At 70.2% G+C, this 17814-nt stretch carries 15 protein-coding genes; 14 read left to right on the forward strand and 1 reads right to left on the reverse strand.

What is annotated here, in order from left to right; all coding sequences use genetic code 11:
- Window positions 1–46 precede the first annotated feature (46 nt).
- From ftsW to DY218_RS26965, 9 genes are all read left to right on the forward strand, one after another.
- Entirely contained in the window at window positions 47–1396 is a 1350-nt protein-coding gene (ftsW, locus tag DY218_RS26920) for a putative lipid II flippase FtsW (protein WP_128558725.1), read from the forward strand.
- A gap of 6 nt (window positions 1397–1402) precedes the next feature.
- The gene (gene murG / locus DY218_RS26925; RefSeq protein WP_128558726.1) at window positions 1403–2497 is read left to right on the forward strand and encodes an undecaprenyldiphospho-muramoylpentapeptide beta-N-acetylglucosaminyltransferase; all 1095 of its coding nucleotides are present in this window, start codon (window positions 1403–1405) and stop codon (window positions 2495–2497) included.
- 14 nt (window positions 2498–2511) lie between these two features.
- On the forward strand, window positions 2512–3312 hold the full coding sequence (locus tag DY218_RS26930; protein ID WP_128558727.1) for a cell division protein FtsQ/DivIB: 801 nt from the start codon (window positions 2512–2514) through the stop codon (window positions 3310–3312).
- Between the two features lie 284 nt (window positions 3313–3596).
- The gene (gene ftsZ, locus DY218_RS26940) at window positions 3597–4832 is read left to right on the forward strand and encodes a cell division protein FtsZ (protein ID WP_128558728.1); all 1236 of its coding nucleotides are present in this window, start codon (window positions 3597–3599) and stop codon (window positions 4830–4832) included.
- Window positions 4832–5572 carry a peptidoglycan editing factor PgeF gene (gene pgeF / locus DY218_RS26945; protein WP_128558729.1) on the forward strand — a complete coding sequence of 247 codons (741 nt, stop codon included), beginning with the start codon at window positions 4832–4834 and terminating at the stop codon, window positions 5570–5572. The genes ftsZ and pgeF overlap by 1 nt, the downstream gene beginning before the upstream one ends.
- Window positions 5573–5578: 6 nt before the next feature.
- Complete coding sequence (locus DY218_RS26950; RefSeq protein ID WP_128558730.1) at window positions 5579–6298, forward strand: YggS family pyridoxal phosphate-dependent enzyme; 720 nt, start codon at window positions 5579–5581, stop codon at window positions 6296–6298.
- Window positions 6299–6423: 125 nt separating this feature from the next.
- Window positions 6424–7044 (forward strand): cell division protein SepF, encoded by a 621-nt coding sequence (locus DY218_RS26955; RefSeq protein WP_128558731.1) that lies wholly within the window; start codon window positions 6424–6426, stop codon window positions 7042–7044.
- 49 nt (window positions 7045–7093) lie between these two features.
- A complete protein-coding gene (locus DY218_RS26960; protein ID WP_119289398.1) occupies window positions 7094–7378 on the forward strand; it encodes a YggT family protein in 285 nt (94 codons plus the stop codon).
- A gap of 55 nt (window positions 7379–7433) precedes the next feature.
- Window positions 7434–8555 carry a DivIVA domain-containing protein gene (locus DY218_RS26965; RefSeq protein WP_128558732.1) on the forward strand — a complete coding sequence of 374 codons (1122 nt, stop codon included), beginning with the start codon at window positions 7434–7436 and terminating at the stop codon, window positions 8553–8555.
- A gap of 182 nt (window positions 8556–8737) precedes the next feature.
- Here the strand turns inward: DY218_RS26965 and ileS are convergent, their stop codons facing one another.
- Complete coding sequence (gene ileS, locus DY218_RS26970) at window positions 8738–11881, reverse strand: isoleucine--tRNA ligase (RefSeq protein WP_128558733.1); 3144 nt, start codon at window positions 11879–11881, stop codon at window positions 8738–8740.
- Between the two features lie 668 nt (window positions 11882–12549).
- Here ileS and DY218_RS26975 point away from each other — a divergent pair.
- The 5 genes from DY218_RS26975 to DY218_RS26995 all read left to right on the forward strand — a co-directional run bounded on the left by DY218_RS26975 (window position 12550) and on the right by DY218_RS26995 (window position 17798).
- Entirely contained in the window at window positions 12550–13572 is a 1023-nt protein-coding gene (locus DY218_RS26975; protein WP_128558734.1) for a TraR/DksA family transcriptional regulator, read from the forward strand.
- Between the two features lie 423 nt (window positions 13573–13995).
- The gene (gene lspA, locus DY218_RS26980) at window positions 13996–14556 is read left to right on the forward strand and encodes a signal peptidase II (protein WP_128558821.1); all 561 of its coding nucleotides are present in this window, start codon (window positions 13996–13998) and stop codon (window positions 14554–14556) included.
- Window positions 14557–14625: 69 nt separating this feature from the next.
- Window positions 14626–15567, forward strand: a complete 942-nt coding sequence (locus DY218_RS26985; protein ID WP_128558735.1) for an RluA family pseudouridine synthase — start codon at window positions 14626–14628, stop codon at window positions 15565–15567.
- Window positions 15564–16082 (forward strand): GNAT family N-acetyltransferase, encoded by a 519-nt coding sequence (locus tag DY218_RS26990; protein ID WP_128558736.1) that lies wholly within the window; start codon window positions 15564–15566, stop codon window positions 16080–16082. The genes DY218_RS26985 and DY218_RS26990 overlap by 4 nt, the downstream gene beginning before the upstream one ends.
- Before the next feature lie 129 nt (window positions 16083–16211).
- On the forward strand, window positions 16212–17798 hold the full coding sequence (locus DY218_RS26995; protein ID WP_128558737.1) for a Na+/H+ antiporter: 1587 nt from the start codon (window positions 16212–16214) through the stop codon (window positions 17796–17798).
- Window positions 17799–17814: the final 16 nt, after the last annotated feature.

The raw sequence follows: 17814 nt of genomic DNA on the forward strand, positions 1-17814 counted from the left end.
CGGCCAAGCCCGGCCGAGCCGGGCACGACTGGAGGGGACAGCGACCATGCCGGCCGATGCAAGGGCCGCACGCGCCGTACGGCGCTCGGCCACCCCGGGCGGACCGTCCCGGCGCCCCACGGCACCGCGCAGGGGCGCCGACAACCCGCTGCGGCGGCTGTACGCGAGGGCCCGCCGGGCCTGGGACCGGCCGCTGACGGCGTACTACGTGATCATGGGCAGCAGCCTGCTGATCACCGTGCTCGGCCTGGTGATGGTCTACTCCGCCTCGATGATCCAGGCGCTGCAGCTCGACCTGGCCGCCTCGTACTTCTTCCGCAAGCAGTTCACCGCCGCCGTGATCGGGGCCGTACTGCTGCTCGTGGCCATGCGGATGCCGGTGAAACTGCACCGGGCACTGGCGTATCCGATGCTCGCGGTGAGCGTCTTCCTGATGATCCTGGTGCAGGTCCCGGGCATAGGGCATGCGGTCAACGGCAACCAGAACTGGATCTATCTGGGCGGCCCCTTCCAGCTGCAGCCCAGCGAGTTCGGCAAGCTCGCCCTGGTGCTCTGGGGCGCCGATCTGCTGGCCCGCAAGCAGGACAAGCGGCTGCTGACCCAGTGGAAGCACATGCTGGTCCCGCTGGTGCCGGTGGCCTTCATGCTGCTCGGACTGATCATGCTGGGCGGGGACATGGGCACCGCGATCATCCTCGCGGCCGTGCTCTTCGGCCTGTTGTGGCTCGCGGGCGCGCCCACCCGGCTGTTCGCCGGGGTGCTCTCGGTGGCCGCCCTGATCGGCTTCATCCTGATCAGGACCAGCCCGAACCGGATGTCGCGCCTCGCCTGCATCGCCGCCACCGACCCCGGTCCCGGCGACCAGTGCTGGCAGGCCGTGCACGGGATCTACGCCCTCGCGTCAGGCGGATTCTTCGGTTCCGGCCTGGGTGCGAGTGTGGAAAAATGGGGTCAACTCCCCGAACCGCACACCGACTTCATTTTCGCGATCACCGGGGAGGAACTGGGTCTCGCGGGGACGCTGTCGGTACTCGCCCTCTTCGCGGCTCTAGGCTATGCGGGTATCCGCGTGGCCGGACGCACGGAGGACCCCTTCGTGAGGTACGCAGCGGGAGGTGTGACCACGTGGATCACGGCCCAGGCCGTGATCAACGTCGGTGCGGTGCTCGGCCTGTTGCCGATCGCCGGGGTGCCCCTGCCGCTGTTCTCCTACGGAGGGTCCGCGCTGCTGCCGACCATGTTCGCCATCGGGCTGCTCATCGCGTTCGCGCGGGAGGAACCCACGGCGAGAGCGGCTCTTGCCGGACAGCAGCGGCTGTTCGGCAGGAAGCGGGCCGCGGTGAGATGGAACACGATGCGACGGCGTGCCAAGGCGCGACCGTCCGGAGAGCGGTGAATTTCGGTGCATGTCGTACTCGCCGGTGGGGGGACCGCCGGTCATATCGAGCCTGCGCTCGCCCTCGCGGACGCCCTGCGGAGGCAGGACCCGACGGTAGGGATCACGGCCCTCGGCACGGAGAAGGGCCTGGAGACCCGACTCGTCCCGGAGCGCGGCTACGAACTCGCGCTGATTCCCGCCGTGCCACTGCCCCGTAAACCCACCCCGGAGCTGATCACCGTGCCCGGGCGGCTGCGCGGCACCATCAAGGCCGCCGAGCAGATCCTGGAGCGCACCAAGGCGGACGCCGTGGTCGGCTTCGGCGGTTACGTGGCACTGCCCGGCTACCTCGCCGCCAAGCGTCTGGGCGTACCGATCATCGTCCACGAGGCCAACGCCCGCCCCGGTCTCGCCAACAAGATCGGTTCGCGGTACGCGGCCGGGGTCGCCGTCTCCACTCCGGACAGCAAGCTGCGCAACTCCCGCTACATCGGCATCCCGTTGCGCCGCACCATCGCCACCCTGGACCGCGCGCGCGTGCGCCCCGAGGCCCGCGCCGCCTTCGGGCTCGACCCGAACCTGCCGACGCTCCTGGTGTCCGGCGGTTCGCAGGGCGCGCGCCGGCTCAACGAGGTCGTCCAGCAGGCCGCCCCGATCCTGCAGCGCTCCGGCATCCAGATCCTGCACGCGGTGGGCCCGCGGAACGAGATGCCACACGTCGACAACATGCCCGGAATGCCGCCGTACATCCCGGTACCGTACGTGGACCGGATGGACCTCGCGTACGCCGCGGCCGACATGATGCTCTGCCGCGCGGGCGCGATGACCGTCGCCGAACTCTCCGCCGTCGGACTCCCGGCCGCCTACGTCCCACTGCCCATCGGCAACGGCGAACAGCGCCTGAACGCCCAGCCGGTGGTCAAGGCCGGCGGCGGACTGCTGGTGGACGACGCCGAACTGACCCCCGAGTGGGTCCAGCACAACGTGCTGCCGGTGCTCGCCGACCCGCACCGGCTGTACGAGATGTCCCGGGCCGCCTCCGAGTTCGGCCGCAGGGACGCGGACGAACTCCTCGTCGGCATGGTCCACGAGGCGATCGCGGCACGCCACAGGGCGTGAGAAGGCAGGGGAGTGTGGCCGGACCCACCGCCGTCAAGGGCGGTACCAGACAGCGGGACTCGAGCCCGGTCCGCACTCCCCGCCCGCCCGCTCCCGGGCGGCGCCTGCGCCTGCCCTCGCGGCGCGCCCTCGTTGTGGCCCTGATCGCCGTCGTTCTGCTGGGCGGCGGCGGGAGTTGGCTGCTGTACGGCTCGCCGTGGCTGCGGGTCGAGCGCGTCAGCACCTCCGGCACCGGCGTACTGACTCCGCAGGAGGTGAAGGACGCGGCGGCCGTGCCGGTGGGCGCACCGCTGATTTCCGTCGACACAGGGGCCATTGAGGACCGGCTGCGCCGGGAATTGCCGCGCATCGAGTCGGTGGAAGCCGTGCGTTCATGGCCGCACGGAATCGGTCTGAAGGTGACCGAACGCAAGCCCGTACTGCTCATCAAAAAGGGCCGAAACTTCATCGAAGTGGACGCCGCAGGCGTGCGGTTCGCCACCGTGCCCCGCGCACCGCGAGGCGTTCCGCTCCTCGAATTGTCGGCCGAGCGGTCGCCGAGTCTGAGCCGATTCGGCACCGACCGGCTGCGGCGGGAAGCGGTCAAGGTCGCAGGCGATCTGCCATCCGCGATCGCCGGCGACACCCGAGCCGTCAAAGTGCGTTCATATGACTCCGTCGTACTGGAGTTGAAGTCCGGGCGCACGGTCGAGTGGGGCAGCAGCGAGAAGGGGCGCGCGAAGGGTGCCACGCTCACCGCGTTGTTGAAAGCGGCGCCGAAGGCACGGCACTTCGATGTATCGGCTCCCACCGCCCCTGCGGTATCAGGGAGTTGACGCACATACTTCCTGGCCAGCACCCTGGTTGGTCAGCGCAACGGCTGATCACATAGGGTGAAAAGAAAAACGGGAGGTTCGGCGTGTTCGTTGAACGTGCGCCACTTGTCGACTTAGTGTCCTGTTCGGAAGGGTCAGACGAGATCCAGCAACAGACACATTGGTAACCCTGAACTTCAGCGTTAGGGTTCGGGTCGGCGTTCGGACCGTCCCATTCGGCATCAGTCGTCGCAGCGCACGCACGGCGGGCGGCGACACGTAACTCGAGGCGAGAGGCCTTCGACGTGGCAGCACCGCAGAACTACCTCGCAGTCATCAAAGTCATCGGTGTCGGCGGCGGTGGTGTCAATGCCATCAACCGGATGATCGAGGTTGGTCTCAAGGGCGTCGAGTTCATCGCGATCAACACTGACGCACAAGCCCTGTTGATGAGCGACGCCGATGTCAAGCTCGACGTCGGCCGTGAACTCACCCGTGGCCTCGGCGCGGGCGCCAATCCGGCGGTCGGTCGCAAGGCCGCCGAAGACCACCGCGAGGAGATCGAGGAGGTCCTCAAGGGGGCCGACATGGTCTTCGTCACCGCCGGTGAAGGCGGCGGCACCGGAACCGGCGGCGCCCCCGTGGTCGCCAATATCGCGCGCTCGCTCGGCGCGCTGACCATCGGCGTGGTCACCCGGCCCTTCACCTTCGAGGGCCGCCGCCGCGCCAATCAGGCGGAGGACGGCATCGCGGAACTTCGCGAAGAGGTCGACACCCTCATCGTCATCCCCAACGACCGCCTGCTCTCGATCTCGGACCGCCAGGTCAGCGTGCTCGACGCGTTCAAGTCCGCGGACCAGGTCCTGCTCTCCGGTGTGCAGGGCATCACCGACCTGATCACCACCCCCGGCCTGATCAACCTCGACTTCGCCGACGTCAAGTCCGTGATGTCCGAGGCGGGTTCGGCCCTCATGGGCATCGGCTCGGCGCGCGGCGACGACCGCGCGGTGGCCGCCGCGGAGATGGCGATCTCCTCGCCACTTCTGGAGGCCTCGATCGACGGGGCACGCGGAGTGCTCCTGTCCATCTCCGGCGGCTCCGATCTCGGTCTCTTCGAGATCAATGAGGCCGCCCAACTGGTCAGCGAAGCGGCGCATCCCGAAGCCAACATCATCTTCGGCGCGGTGATCGACGACGCCCTCGGCGACGAGGTGCGGGTCACGGTGATCGCCGCGGGCTTCGACGGCGGCCAGCCGCCGAACAAGCGGGAGAGCGCGGCGGGAGTCACGGGGGCCAAGCGGGAGGAGGCCGGCCAGGCCTCCTCGGCCAGGCCCTCCGAGTCCCGCCCCGCCTTCGGGGCGCTCGGCAGCGTCACCCCGCGCGAAGAGCCGCAGGACGAGCCCGCTCCCGCGTCGGCTCCCGAGCCCGCGCCGGTGAACGAGGTCTCGTCGGCGCCGGTCACGCCCCCGCAGGTACCGCCGGCCCGGCCGTACCAGGACAGCCAGGCCGAAGAGCTGGATGTCCCGGACTTCCTGAAGTAATGCCACGTCCCATAGCGGCGACGCACGACACCGTGGACGGCGCGCACTTCGCCTTCACCGACAGGTGGGGCGGGGTGAGCGCCGTTCCGTACGAGGAGTTGAACCTCGGCGGAGCGGTGGGCGACGAGCCCGAAGCCGTACTGAGCAATCGCGAACTCGTGGCGAAGCACCTGGAGATCGACCCGGACCACGTGGTCTGGATGAACCAGGTGCACGGACGCGAGGTCGCCACCGTGGACGCCCCCTGGGGAGTGTCCGAAGTGCCCGGAACGGACGCGGTGGTGACCGCCCGGCGCGGACTCGCGCTCGCGGTGCTCACCGCGGACTGCACCCCTGTACTCCTCGCCGACCCGGTCGCGAAGATCGCGGGCGCCGCGCACGCGGGCCGGCCCGGCATGATCGCGGGCGTGGTCCCCGCGGCGGTCGAGGCCATGGTGCGGCTCGGAGCGCGGCCGGACCGGATCATCGCCCGCACCGGGCCCGCGGTCTGCGGCAGTTGCTACGAAGTTCCCGAGCGGATGCGGGACGAGGTCGCCGAAGTGGAGCCCGCGGCGTACGCCGAGACCAGCTGGGGGACTCCGGCGGTCGATGTGACCGCCGGGGTGGACGCGCAGTTGGAGCGGCTCGGGGTTCGCGACCGCAGGCTCTCCGCGGTGTGCACCCGGGAATCCGCGGACCACTTCTCGTACCGCCGTGATCGGACCACCGGTCGGCTCGCGGGCTATGTATGGCTGGATTGATGGGGCATGACGGACCGTAAGGCAGAAATCGCCGCAAACCTCGCGAAGGTGGAGGAGCGCATCGCCTCGGCGTGCGCGGCCGCCGGGCGGAAGCGGGAAGAGGTGACGCTCATCGTGGTCACCAAGACGTACCCGGCCGACGATGTGCGTCTGCTGTCGGAACTCGGCGTGCGGCACGTGGCGGAGAACCGGGACCAGGACGCGGCACCCAAGGCGGCCGCGTGCACGGATCTGCCTCTCACTTGGCACTTCGTCGGTCAATTGCAGACCAACAAGGTGCGTTCTGTGGTCGGTTATGCCGATGTGGTGCAGTCGGTGGACCGGCCGAAGCTGGTGTCCGCCCTCTCCGCCGCGGCGGTGCGGGCGGACCGTGAACTCGACTGTCTGATCCAGGTCGCCCTGGATGCGGACGAAGGTGGCCGTGGCGAGCGCGGAGGTGTGGCGCCGGACGGCATCGAGGAGTTGGCCGGACTCGTGGCGGATGCGCCCGGTTTGCGGATCGGCGGTCTGATGACCGTGGCGCCGCTCGCCGGGCCGTTCGCCGATCGGCAACAGGCGGCGTTCGAGCGGCTGGTGGAATTCTCAACCCTCCTGCGCGCAGCCCATCCGGCTGCGAACATGGTGTCAGCAGGGATGAGTTCGGACCTCGAGCAGGCCGTGGCGGCCGGAGCGACACATGTGCGCGTCGGTACTGCGGTCCTCGGAGTCCGACCCCGGCTCCGGTAACGTCGCCAAGCAAGTCGGACCACAGCACAAAATATGGTCATTCCCGCAGATCAGTGGGGAGACCGTGTGGATCGCGGACACTTGGTGGAGTCAGCGGATCCACCACAGAGCGGAGGACTCAGAGAATGGCCGGCGCGATGCGCAAGATGGCGGTCTACCTCGGCCTCGTGGAGGACGACGGTTACGACGGCCGGGGATTCGACCCCGACGACGAGTTCGAACCGGAGCTGGATCCGGAGCCCGAGCGGGACCGCAGACGGCATGAGCCGCATCCGGTACAGGAGGAGGAACCGGCACGAAAGGTACATGCGCCGGCCCCCCGTGAACCGCTGCCGCAGTCCGCGCCCGTGCCTGCCGAAATTGGACGTCCGGCACGTATCGCCCCCGTGGCATCCATCACACCTGAACGCCAGAGCCTGGAGAAGAACGCACCGGTGATCATGCCCAAAGTTGTGTCCGAGCGGGAGCCGTACCGCATCACCACATTGCACCCCCGGACGTACAACGAGGCCCGTACCATCGGGGAACACTTCCGTGAGGGCACCCCGGTGATCATGAATCTCACGGAGATGGACGACACGGATGCGAAGCGACTTGTCGACTTCGCGGCCGGTCTGGTCTTCGGACTGCATGGCAGCATTGAACGAGTGACGCAGAAGGTGTTCCTGTTGTCGCCTGCTAACGTCGATGTCACGGCGGAGGACAAGGCCCGCATCGCAGAGGGCGGGTTCTTCAACCAGAGCTGAGACGCAACACCGGATACGGCAAGAGTCAGGGGAGAGGGAAGCGCGAGTCATGAGCGTTGTCTGGGAAGTGCTCTACATCGCGCTGATGTGTTTCCTGATCGTGCTGATCTTCCGGTTGGTCATGGACTACGTCTTCCAGTTCGCCCGCTCGTGGCAACCCGGCAAGGCGATGGTGGTCGTACTCGAGGCCACCTACACTGTCACCGATCCACCGCTCAAGCTTCTGCGGCGGTTCATCCCGCCGTTGCGCCTCGGGGGCGTGGCGCTCGACTTGTCCTTCTTCGTGCTGATGATCATCGTCTACATCCTGATCTCCGTCGTGAGCCGGCTGTGAGCGCGATGTCAACTACGTTCTTGCCGAATGCCGACGACTACGTTGAGGTGAAGAGATGCCGTTGAGCCCCGAGGACGTGCGGAACAAGCAGTTCACGACCGTCCGTCTCCGAGAAGGCTATGACGAGGACGAGGTCGATGCCTTCCTTGATGAGGTGGAAGCAGAGCTGACCCGCCTGCTCCGCGAGAACGAGGACCTGCGCGCCAAGCTGGCCGCCGCCACCCGTGCTGCTGCGCAGAACCAGCAGCAGGGCGGCGGTATGCGCAAGCCCGAGCCGCAGGACCAGCGTGGTCCCGGCGCTCCGGTGCCCGCTGCAATATCAGGACCGCAGCCGGTGCCGCCGCAGCAGCAGCACCCGATGGGCGGGCCGCCGCAGCTTCCCGGTGGCGCACCGCAGCTGCCCCCCGGCCCCGGTGGCCACGGTCCCGGCGGTCCGCAGGGTCCCGGCCCGCAGGGTGGCCCCATGCAGGGCGGCGGCCCGATGGGTGGCCCCATGGGCGGTCCCGGTGGACCGCAGCAGCAGCTGCCCCAGCAGCAGGGCGGCCAGGGCGGTCCCGGTGGCGACAGCGCCGCGCGCGTACTGTCGCTCGCTCAGCAGACCGCTGACCAGGCGATCGCCGAGGCCCGTTCCGAGGCCAACAAGATTGTGGGCGAGGCGCGTTCGCGTGCCGAGGGACTCGAGCGTGACGCCCGTGCCAAGGCCGACGCCCTGGAGCGGGACGCACAGGAGAAGCACCGCGTCGCGATGGGCTCCCTGGAGTCCGCCCGTGCCACGCTCGAGCGCAAGGTCGAGGACCTGCGTGGATTCGAGCGCGAGTACCGGACGCGTCTGAAGTCCTACCTGGAGAGCCAGCTGCGTCAGCTGGAGACCCAGGCCGACGACTCGCTCGCGCCGCCGCGGCAGCCGGCGACCGCCTCGCTGCCGCCGTCGCCCTCGATGGCGCCGGCCGGTGCGGGTGCGCCCTCCATGGGCGGTGGCCACACCATGGGTGGTGGCAACCAGTCCATGGGCGGGAACAACGGCTCGATGGGTGGCGGTGCGTCGTACGGCGGGCAGCAGCAGATGGCTCCCGCGATGACGCAGCCGATGGCGCCGGTGCGGCCTCAGGGGCCGCAGCCGATGCAGCAGGCGCCTTCGCCGATGAGGGGATTCCTCATCGACGAGGATGACAACTGAGTAGCGCGTAGCGCGCGGTAGCGCGTCGGCGGATTCTGGCCGGGGGCCTGGGGAGTGTGAACTTCCCGGGCCCCCGGCCATTTTGCTGCGCCCCCCGAGCGGGGCGACCGCCTCGGGGCTCCGCCCCGGACCCCGCTCCTCAAACGCCGGAGGGGCTGGATGTGCCCCTCCGGCGTGGGGCCCTACGCCTTGCGGAGGTGGAAGGTCAGGGCCAAGGACTCGTCCGTGAACGCGGGGCCGTAAGAGGCGTCCGGGGACTCGGAGTTGGTGAAGGAGTCCGCGAGGACCTCGTCGGAGATCAGGGCCGTGTGCTCGGCCAGCGCCGAGGACGTCTCCTCCGACATCGAGGTCCAACGGACCTCGATGCGGTCCGCGACGTCGAGGCCGCTGTTCTTGCGGGCCTCCTGGATGAGGCGGATCGCGTCACGGGCCAGGCCCGCCCTGCGCAGCTCCTCGGTGATCTCCAGATCGAGCGCGACCGTGGCGCCCGCGTCGGAGGCCACCGACCAACCCTCGCGCGGCGTCTCGGTGATGATCACCTCGTCGGCGCCGAGCGTCACCGTCTCGCCCTCGACCTCCACGGAGGCCGTGCCGTCGCGCAGGGCGCGGGACAGGGCGGCCGCGTCCGCCTCGGCCACGGCCTTCGCCACGGCCTGGACGCCCTTGCCGAAACGCTTGCCGAGCGTACGGAAGTTGGCCTTCGCGGTGGTGTCGACCAGGGAGCCGCCGACCTCGCTCAGGGAGGCGAGCGAGGAGACGTTGAGCTCCTCGGTGATCTGGGCGCGCAGCTCGTCGTCGAGAGTGTCGAAACCGGCCACCGCCACCAGCGCGCGGGACAGCGGCTGGCGGGTCTTCACGCCGGACTCGGCGCGAGTGGCACGGCCCAGCTCCACCAGGCGCCGTACGAGCAGCATCTGCCGGGAGAGCGCCGGGTCGATCATCGCCGGGTCCGCCTCGGGCCAGGAGGCGAGGTGGACCGACTCCGGGGCGTCCGGGGTGACCGGTACGACCAGGTCCTGCCAGACCCGCTCGGTGATGAACGGAGTGAGCGGTGCGAGCAGCCGGGTCACCGCCTCCACGACCTCGTGCAGCGTGCGCAGGGCCGCCTTGTCGCCCTGCCAGAAGCGGCGGCGGGAGCGGCGGACGTACCAGTTGGAGAGGTCGTCGACGAAGGCGGAGAGGAGCTTGCCGGCGCGCTGGGTGTCGTAGGCGTCGAGTGCGTCGGTGCACTCGGCGACCAGCGTGTTCAGCTCGCCGAGCAGCCAGCGGTCGAGGACCGTGCGCTCGGCCGGTGCCGGATCGGCCGCGCTGGGCGCCCAGTTGGAGGTGCGGGCGTACAGGGCCTGGAAGGCGACCGTGTTCCAGTACGTCAGGAGGGTCTTGCGGACGACCTCCTGGATCGTGCCGTGGCCGACCCTGCGGGCCGCCCAGGGCGAGCCGCCGGCCGCCATGAACCAGCGCACCGCGTCGGCGCCGTGCTGGTCCATGAGCGGGATGGGTTCCAGGATGTTCCCCAGGTGCTTGGACATCTTGCGGCCGTCCTCGGCGAGGATGTGGCCGAGACAGACCACGTTCTCGTAGCTGGACTTGTCGAAGACCAGGGTGCCGATGGCCATCAGCGTGTAGAACCAGCCGCGGGTCTGGTCGATCGCCTCCGAGATGAACTGCGCCGGGTAGCGCTGCTCGAAGAGCTCCTTGTTCCGGTACGGGTAGCCCCACTGCGCGAAGGGCATCGAACCGGAGTCGTACCAGGCGTCGATGACCTCCGGCACGCGGGTGGCCGTGGCCGAGCACTGCGGGCAGTCGAAGGTGACCTCGTCGATGTACGGGCGGTGCGGGTCGAGCGAGGACTGGTCGGTGCCGGTCAGCTCGGTGAGTTCGGCGCGCGAGCCGACGCAGGTGAGGTGGCCCTCCTCGCAAGCCCAGATGGGCAGCGGGGTGCCCCAGTAGCGGTTGCGGGACAGTGCCCAGTCGATGTTGTTGTTCAACCAGTCGCCGTAGCGGCCGTGCTTGACGGAGTCCGGGAACCAGTTCGTCCGCTCGTTCTCCTCCAGGAGCCGGTCCTTGATCCGGGTGGTGCGGATGTACCAGGACGGCTGGGCGTAGTAGAGGAGCGCGGTGTGGCAGCGCCAGCAGTGCGGATAGCTGTGCTCGTAGGGGACGTGCCGGAAGAGCAGGCCGCGGTCGGCCAGGTCCTGGGTGAGGGCCTCGTCGGCCTTCTTGAAGAACACGCCGCCGACGAGCGGGAGTTCCTCCTCGAAGGTGCCGTCCGGGCGGACCGGGTTCACCACCGGGAGGCCGTACGCGCGGCATACCAGGAGGTCGTCCTCACCGAACGCGGGGGACTGGTGGACCAGGCCCGTGCCGTCCTCGGTGGTGACGTACTCCGCGTTGACCACGAAGTGTGCGGGGGCCGGGAACTCGACCAGCTCGAACGGGCGTTGGTACGTCCAGCGCTCCATCTCGGCGCCCGTGAAGCGCTCCCCGGTCAGCTCCCAGCCTTCGCCGAGGGCCTTCTCCACCAGCGGCTCGGCGACGACCAGCTTCTCGGTGCCGTCGGTGGCGACGACGTAGGTCACCTCGGGGTGGGCCGCGACCGCCGTGTTGGACACCAGGGTCCACGGAGTCGTCGTCCAGACGAGCAGCGCGGCCTCGCCCGCCAGCGGGCCGGAGGTCAGCGGGAAGCGGACGAAGACGGACGGGTCGACGACCGTCTCGTAGCCCTGCGCCAGCTCGTGGTCGGAGAGGCCGGTGCCGCAGCGCGGGCACCAGGGGGCGACGCGGTGGTCCTGGACGAGCAGGCCCTTGTTGAAGATCTCCTTCAGGGACCACCAGACGGATTCGACGTACTCGGGGTCCATCGTGCGGTACGCGTCGTCGAGGTCGACCCAGTAGCCCATGCGCTGGGTGAGCTCGGCGAAGGCGTCGGTGTGGCGGGTGACGGACTCGCGGCACTTGGCGTTGAACTCGGCGATGCCGTACGCCTCGATGTCCTTCTTGCCGTTGAACCCGAGCTCCTTCTCGACGGCGAGCTCGACCGGCAGGCCGTGGCAGTCCCAGCCGGCCTTGCGGGCGACGTGGTAACCGCGCATGGTGCGGAAGCGGGGGAAGACGTCCTTGAAGACGCGGGCCTCGATGTGGTGGGCGCCCGGCATGCCGTTGGCCGTGGGCGGGCCCTCGTAGAAGACCCACTCCGGGCGGCCCTCGGACTGCTCGAGGCTCTTGGCGAAGATCTTCTGCTCGTCCCAGAAGTCGAGCACGGCGTGCTCGAGGGCGGGCAGGTCGACCTGGGCGGGCACCTGGCGGTACTGCGGCGGCGTATTCAACGACTTCCTCCGGCGGACTGCTGACTTCCGTCGGAGGGACGAGGCCCCTGCTCTGCAGGGCTCCCGCGGTACCACCCTCCTTGGCCCTCCGGCGCGCGGGCGCCGGGGACCCCCTCATTGGGGTCGCGATGCCGGGTCTACTGGCTGCGGGCTGCGTCTGCTGTGGGCTGCTGCATCCCGCGGCGTTCTTCCGGCGGCTCCGGGGTGATCTTCACGCTCGCGCCTGCCCCCGGGCTCGCACCGTCCCCGGGTCGCTCCTGGCTGCGTACGGACGCTACTCGTCCCCGTCCTCGCCTTTCGCTGGTCCCCGCGCTCCCGGGCTCCCGGCTGCTGTCGGGAGGTGTCCCGGAGCTTGGGGACTCCCACAGTGTACGGGCCCAGGGGTGCCGGCGCGCACCGGATTTCCGGCTTCGGGACGCCGGGACGCAGCCCGTGGAGGACGGGGCTCGGGTGACCCGAATGGCCACGCGAGGCCGGAGTGCGCGGGCGGTGCGGTGGCCCGTCGGATTACCGGGCGGGGAGCTGGGCACACAGTGTGCAAGCCCGCCGCGTGACACCGGCGAGGCGGGCGAATCGGGCGGCGTGCCCCGTTGCCGCGGGCGTGAAGTCGATTTATCGTCCCAGCACGATTCGCGAGCAAGATCACAAATTGTGAAGGGGCCGCGACCATGGTGGCGAAGAAGACCGCCGTACAGCAGTCGGAGTCCACCGAAACCACGGACGCGGCGGCCAAGGACGTGCACGGCAAGAAGTCCACTGCCAAGAAGACCGGTACCGAGAGGGCCGGTACTCAGAAGGCCGGAGTCGGGAAGGCCGGTGCCAAGAAGTCCACCGCCAAGAAGGCGGTGGCGAAGAAGACCGCCGCCAAGGAGGCCTCGGCGAAGAAGACAGCGGCGAAGAAGTCGGCGGCCCCGCACGAGGCCGGGGACGCGGCCGGGGAGCACGGGCCCGCCACGAAGAAGACGCCCGCGAAGAAAGCGCCCGCGAAGAAGACGGTGGCCAAGAAGACAGCTGCCAAGAAGACGGCGGCGAAGAAGGCGGCGGCCAAGAAGACCGCGGCCGGCCACGGCCCGACGGGCGGCACTACGACGAAGAGCGCGACCGGCAAGGACCGCGCCGCGGCGAGCGGCGCGGGCACGGGCGAGGAGCGGGCGGCCGAAGTGCCGGCCGCCGACGATGCGGCCGAGGCCGCTGGGACGACGGGAGCCAGGTCGGTGGTTGCTAAGAAGACTCCAGGGACGGCGACGGCGGCATCGGCGGTGCCTTCGGCGAGGGAGGAGAGCCCCGCCGGGCCGGGTGAGCTCGCGGTGCGTCCCGGTGAGGACCCGTGGACCGAGCAGGAGGTCGCCGAGGCCCGTACGGAACTGGCCGGCGAGGTGGAGCGGCTGCGTACCGAGATCTCGACGGCCGAGGAATCGCTCGTCGGCCTGATGCGGGACTCCGGGGACGGCGCCGGGGACGACCAGGCGGACACCGGCACCAAGAACATCACGCGGGAGCACGAGATGGCGCTGGCCGCCAACGCCCGCGAGATGCTCGAGCAGACCGAGCGGGCGCTGCGCCGGCTCGACGCCGGTACCTACGGCCTCTGCGAGAACTGCGGGCAGCCGATCGGCAAGGCCCGTATGCAGGCGTTCCCGCGGGCCACGCTGTGCGTCGAGTGCAAGCAGAAGCAGGAGCGGCGCTACTGAGAGCAGCGGCCGAGGGCCCCAGGGGGCGTACCCCTGGGGTTGAATGCCGTCGTCCGGCGGGGAACCACGCGGCGGCGCGATGCGTTGAACCGGTGCTGTGGGCCGGGGCGGCCGGGCGGCGAAGCGGCCGCAGGGGTGTGTCGTACCCTCATCCTCAGTCGGTAACTAGGTCGAGGGACTCACGTGGCAGAGGCGGAGCGCATCATCGGTACGTCGGACGTTGACGGTGCTGAGCCGGAGCGGGCTCGCCGGCCGGAGACGGGTGCGCGGGACGAGGCCGCGGGCGCGCAGGACGGGGCCGATCAGCCTCGGACCGCCCCCAGGAGTGATCCCGAGAGCAAGACCGAGCCCGAGAGCAAGACCGAAGCCGAGCCCGATCCCGAGAGCAAGACCGAAGCCGAGCCCGGTCCCGAGGGCAGCACCGTGCCCGAGGAAGAAGCAGGCACCGGCGACGGCGCAGAGGCGAAGGGCGAGGCGGCCGAGGGCGAGGCACCCAAGGGCAAGCACCGGCTCGCCATCCTGCTCGGCGTGGCCGCCTTCGCGTACATCCTCGACCTGGTCAGCAAGATGCTGGTGGTGGCGAAGCTCGAGCACCACGAGCCGATCGAGATCATCGGCGAATGGCTCCGCTTCGAGGCGATCCGGAACGCGGGCGCGGCCTTCGGCTTCGGCGAGGCCTTCACCATCATCTTCACCGTCATCGCGGCCATCGTGATCGTCGTCATCGTGCGGCTCGCCCGCAAGCTGTACAGCCTGCCGTGGGCCATCGCGCTCGGCCTGCTGCTCGGCGGTGCGCTCGGCAATCTGACCGACCGCATCTTCCGGGCCCCGGGCGTCTTCGAGGGCGCCGTCGTCGACTTCATCGCCCCCAAGGGCTTCGCGGTCTTCAATCTGGCGGACTCGGCGATCGTCTGCGGCGGCATCCTGATCGTGCTGCTCTCGTTCCGCGGCCTCGACCCCGACGGGACCGTGCACAAGGACTGACCGCCGGCCCGTCCGGCGGCCGCTGCCCTGGCGTACGGGAGCGCTGTCGGTGTCGGTCATACTCGTGGGGTGAGCACGCTTCCCGAGATCCGCACCCTGCCCGTGCCCGACGGCCTGGAGGGCGAGCGCGTCGACGCCGCCATCTCCCGGATGTTCGGCTTCTCCCGTACCAAGGCCGCAGAGCTGGCTGCCGCCGGGAAGGTGCTGGTCGACGGCGCTGCCGTGGGCAAGTCCGAGCGGGTGCACGGCGGCGCCTGGCTCGAGGTGGAGATGCCGCAGGCGGCGCCTCCCGTCCAGGTCGTGGCGGAGCCCGTCGAGGGCATGGAGATCGTGCACGACGACGACGACATCGTGGTGATCATGAAGCCGGTGGGGGTCGCCGCCCACCCGAGCCCCGGCTGGACCGGCACCACGGTGATCGGCGGTCTCGCGGCGGCCGGCTACCGGATCTCGACCTCCGGCGCCGCCGAGCGCCAGGGCATCGTGCACCGGCTGGACGTCGGCACCTCGGGCCTGATGGTGGTCGCCAAGTCCGAGCGCGCCTACACCTCGCTGAAGCAGCAATTCCGCGAGCGTACGGTCGACAAGCGCTACCACGCCCTGGTGCAGGGGCACCCGGACCCGCTCAGCGGCACCATCGACGCCCCCATCGGCCGGCACCCGCAGCACGACTACAAGTGGGCCGTGACCGCCGAGGGCAAGCCGTCGGTCACGCACTACGACCTGATCGAGGCGTTCCGTGCGGCCTCGCTCCTGGACATCAAGCTGGAGACGGGCCGCACCCACCAGATCCGCGTCCACATGTCCGCGCACCGCCACCCGTGCGCCGGCGACCTGACCTACGGCGCGGACCCGACGCTCGCCAAGCGCCTCGGCCTGACCCGGCAGTGGCTGCACGCGGTGCGCCTCGGCTTCGAGCACCCGGGCAGCCGCGACTGGGTCGAGTACGAGAGCGCCTACCCCGACGATCTGCAGCAGGCCCTCGACCGGGTGCGCGCGGAGAGCGAGTGAACGCCGGCGAACGGGCGCCCGGGACCGCGGAGTTCCGGGTGCGCGAGGTGTCCGGACCAGCCGACCGCACGGCCTGCTTCGCAGTGCGCAAGGAGGTCTTCGTCGCCGAGCAGCAAGTCCCCGAGGCCCTGGAGTACGACGCCTTCGACGCCGAGGACGCGTCGACCGTGCATGTCCTGGCCGAGACCGCGGAGGGTACGCCGCTCGGCACCGGCCGCCTGCTGTACGGTCCGGACGCGGCCGACCGCACCGGCGGTGACCCGGCGGTCGGCTCGCTCGGTCGGCTCGCGGTGACCGGAGCGGCCCGCGGCCTCGGCGTCGGCGCCGCCCTCGTCGCGGGGATCGAGCGGGCCGCGGCCGAGCGCGGGCTCACCGCCGTGGATCTGCACGCCCAGACCCACGCACTCGGCTTCTACGAACGGCTCGGCTACGCCGCGTACGGGCCCGAGTTCCCGGATGCGGGCATCCCGCACCGCTCGATGCGCAAGCAGCTCGGCGGTCACGCACCGCAGTAGCCCGGTCGCCGGACGGCGAACACCGGGGGGTATCGCCTGATTCGCGAGGGTGGCATGGCAGGCTGGACGCCGATCGTCGAGCGTGCGACGCCCCACAGGTGACGCGATACAGGTACGGAGGCCCCGACCGTGGACCAGTTGGCACTGCTGTTCGTGCTGTTGCTCGGGGCGGTGCTGAGTGTCCCGGTGGGGGAGCGCCTGAAGCTCCCGGCCCCGGTCCTGATGACCCTCGTCGGTATCGTCCTCGCCCTGATCCCGGCCGTGCCGAATGTCGAGGTACCGCCCGAGTACATCCTGCCGCTGGTCCTGCCCCCGCTGCTCTACGCGGCCGTGCAGCGCACCTCCTGGCGGCAGTTCGCCAGCAACGTACGGCCGATCCTGCTGCTCGCGGTCGCCCTGGTCTTCGTCACCACCGCGGCCGTCGCGGCCGTCGCGCACGCGATCGTGCCGGGGCTTCCGATCGCGGCGGCGGTGGCGCTCGGCGCGCTCGTGGCGCCGCCCGACCCGGTGGCCGCGACCGCGGTGGCCGGTCAACTCGGCCTGCCCCGGCGCCTGGTGTCGATCCTCGAGGGCGAAGGCCTGTTCAACGACGTCACCGCGATCGTGCTCTACCACGTGGCGATCGCGGCGGCCGTCAGCGGCACCTTCTCGATCTCCGAGGCCGCACTCGAACTGGTCCTGTCCGCCGTCGTCGCGGTGGCCGTCGGCCTCGGGCTCGGCTGGGCCGCCAACCGGCTCATCGGACTGCTCGGCGACGCCACCCTGCAGGTGGGCCTCACGCTCCTGGTGCCCTTCGTGTCGTACGTGCTCGCCGAGGAGCTGCACGGCTCGGGCGTCCTCGCCGTCCTGACCACCGCGATGTTCCTCGCCGAGTACGCGGCCGACGCGGACGACGTGATGGGCCGCCTCGTCGGACGTACCTTCTGGGAGGTCGTCGACACCCTGGTCACCGGCATCGCCTTCGGCCTGATCGGCCTGGAGCTGCACAACGCCATGGACACCGCGTCGGGCCGCTGGGGCGAGCTGCTCGGCTGGTCCGGTGCCGTCGTCGCGGTGGTGGTCCTGGTACGGCTCGTCTGGCTGCTGCCGGCGTCCTGGCTGGCGAAGAAGCTGCACAAGGCGCGCAATGCCGAGGAGGAGATCCCGGTCAGCGTCCGCGAGACGGTCGTCATGTGGTGGTCCGGAATGCGCGGCGTGGCATCCGTGGCCCTGGTGCTCGCCATCCCGCTCACCACGGAGGACGGCGGTCCCTTCCCGAACCGCGACGAGCTCATCTTCATCGCCTTCGGCGTGATCCTGGCGACGCTGGTGCTGCAGGGTCTCAGCCTGCCCTGGCTGGTGCGGAAGCTGGGCGTCGCCGCCGACTCCGAGGCGGAGGCCGCGTACGAGAAGGATCTCGCCATCCGGGCCGCGAAGGCGGCGAAGTCCCGGCTCAAGGAGATCGAACAGGTCGAGGAGCTGCCGGACGAGGTCCTCGAGCAACTGCTGCGCAGGGCCTACGACATCGGGCTCAGGATCAGCCCGGACATGCCCGGCGACGAGCGGCGGGCCGCGCAGGAGGAGCGACTGAAGCGGATCAAGCGGGTCCGCCAGATCCAGGGCGAGATGATGTCCGCAGCCCGGCACGCGGTCCTCGACGCCCGCAACGAGCCGGGCGGCGACCCGGAGATCGTCGACCGGGTGCTGCGCCACCTCGACGTACGCAGCATGCGCTGAGCCGCCGCCGGAGGGG

Source organism: Streptomyces triticagri, assembly GCF_003429565.1.
GTDB classification, from domain to species: Bacteria; Actinomycetota; Actinomycetes; order Streptomycetales; family Streptomycetaceae; genus Streptomyces; species Streptomyces triticagri.

Bases quoted from the DNA above. Each gene is read 5' to 3' on its own strand.
- DY218_RS26950 (WP_128558730.1), top strand. From the start codon at position 5,579: ATGACGGACCGTAAGGCAGAAATCGCCGCAAACCTCGCGAAGGTGGAG.
- DY218_RS26960 (WP_119289398.1), top strand. From the start codon at position 7,094: ATGAGCGTTGTCTGGGAAGTGCTCTACATCGCGCTGATGTGTTTCCTG.
- pgeF (WP_128558729.1), top strand. From the start codon at position 4,832: ATGCCACGTCCCATAGCGGCGACGCACGACACCGTGGACGGCGCGCAC.
- DY218_RS26955 (WP_128558731.1), top strand. From the start codon at position 6,424: ATGGCCGGCGCGATGCGCAAGATGGCGGTCTACCTCGGCCTCGTGGAG.
- DY218_RS26975 (WP_128558734.1), top strand. From the start codon at position 12,550: ATGGTGGCGAAGAAGACCGCCGTACAGCAGTCGGAGTCCACCGAAACC.
- DY218_RS26965 (WP_128558732.1), top strand. From the start codon at position 7,434: ATGCCGTTGAGCCCCGAGGACGTGCGGAACAAGCAGTTCACGACCGTC.
- ftsW (WP_128558725.1), top strand. From the start codon at position 47: ATGCCGGCCGATGCAAGGGCCGCACGCGCCGTACGGCGCTCGGCCACC.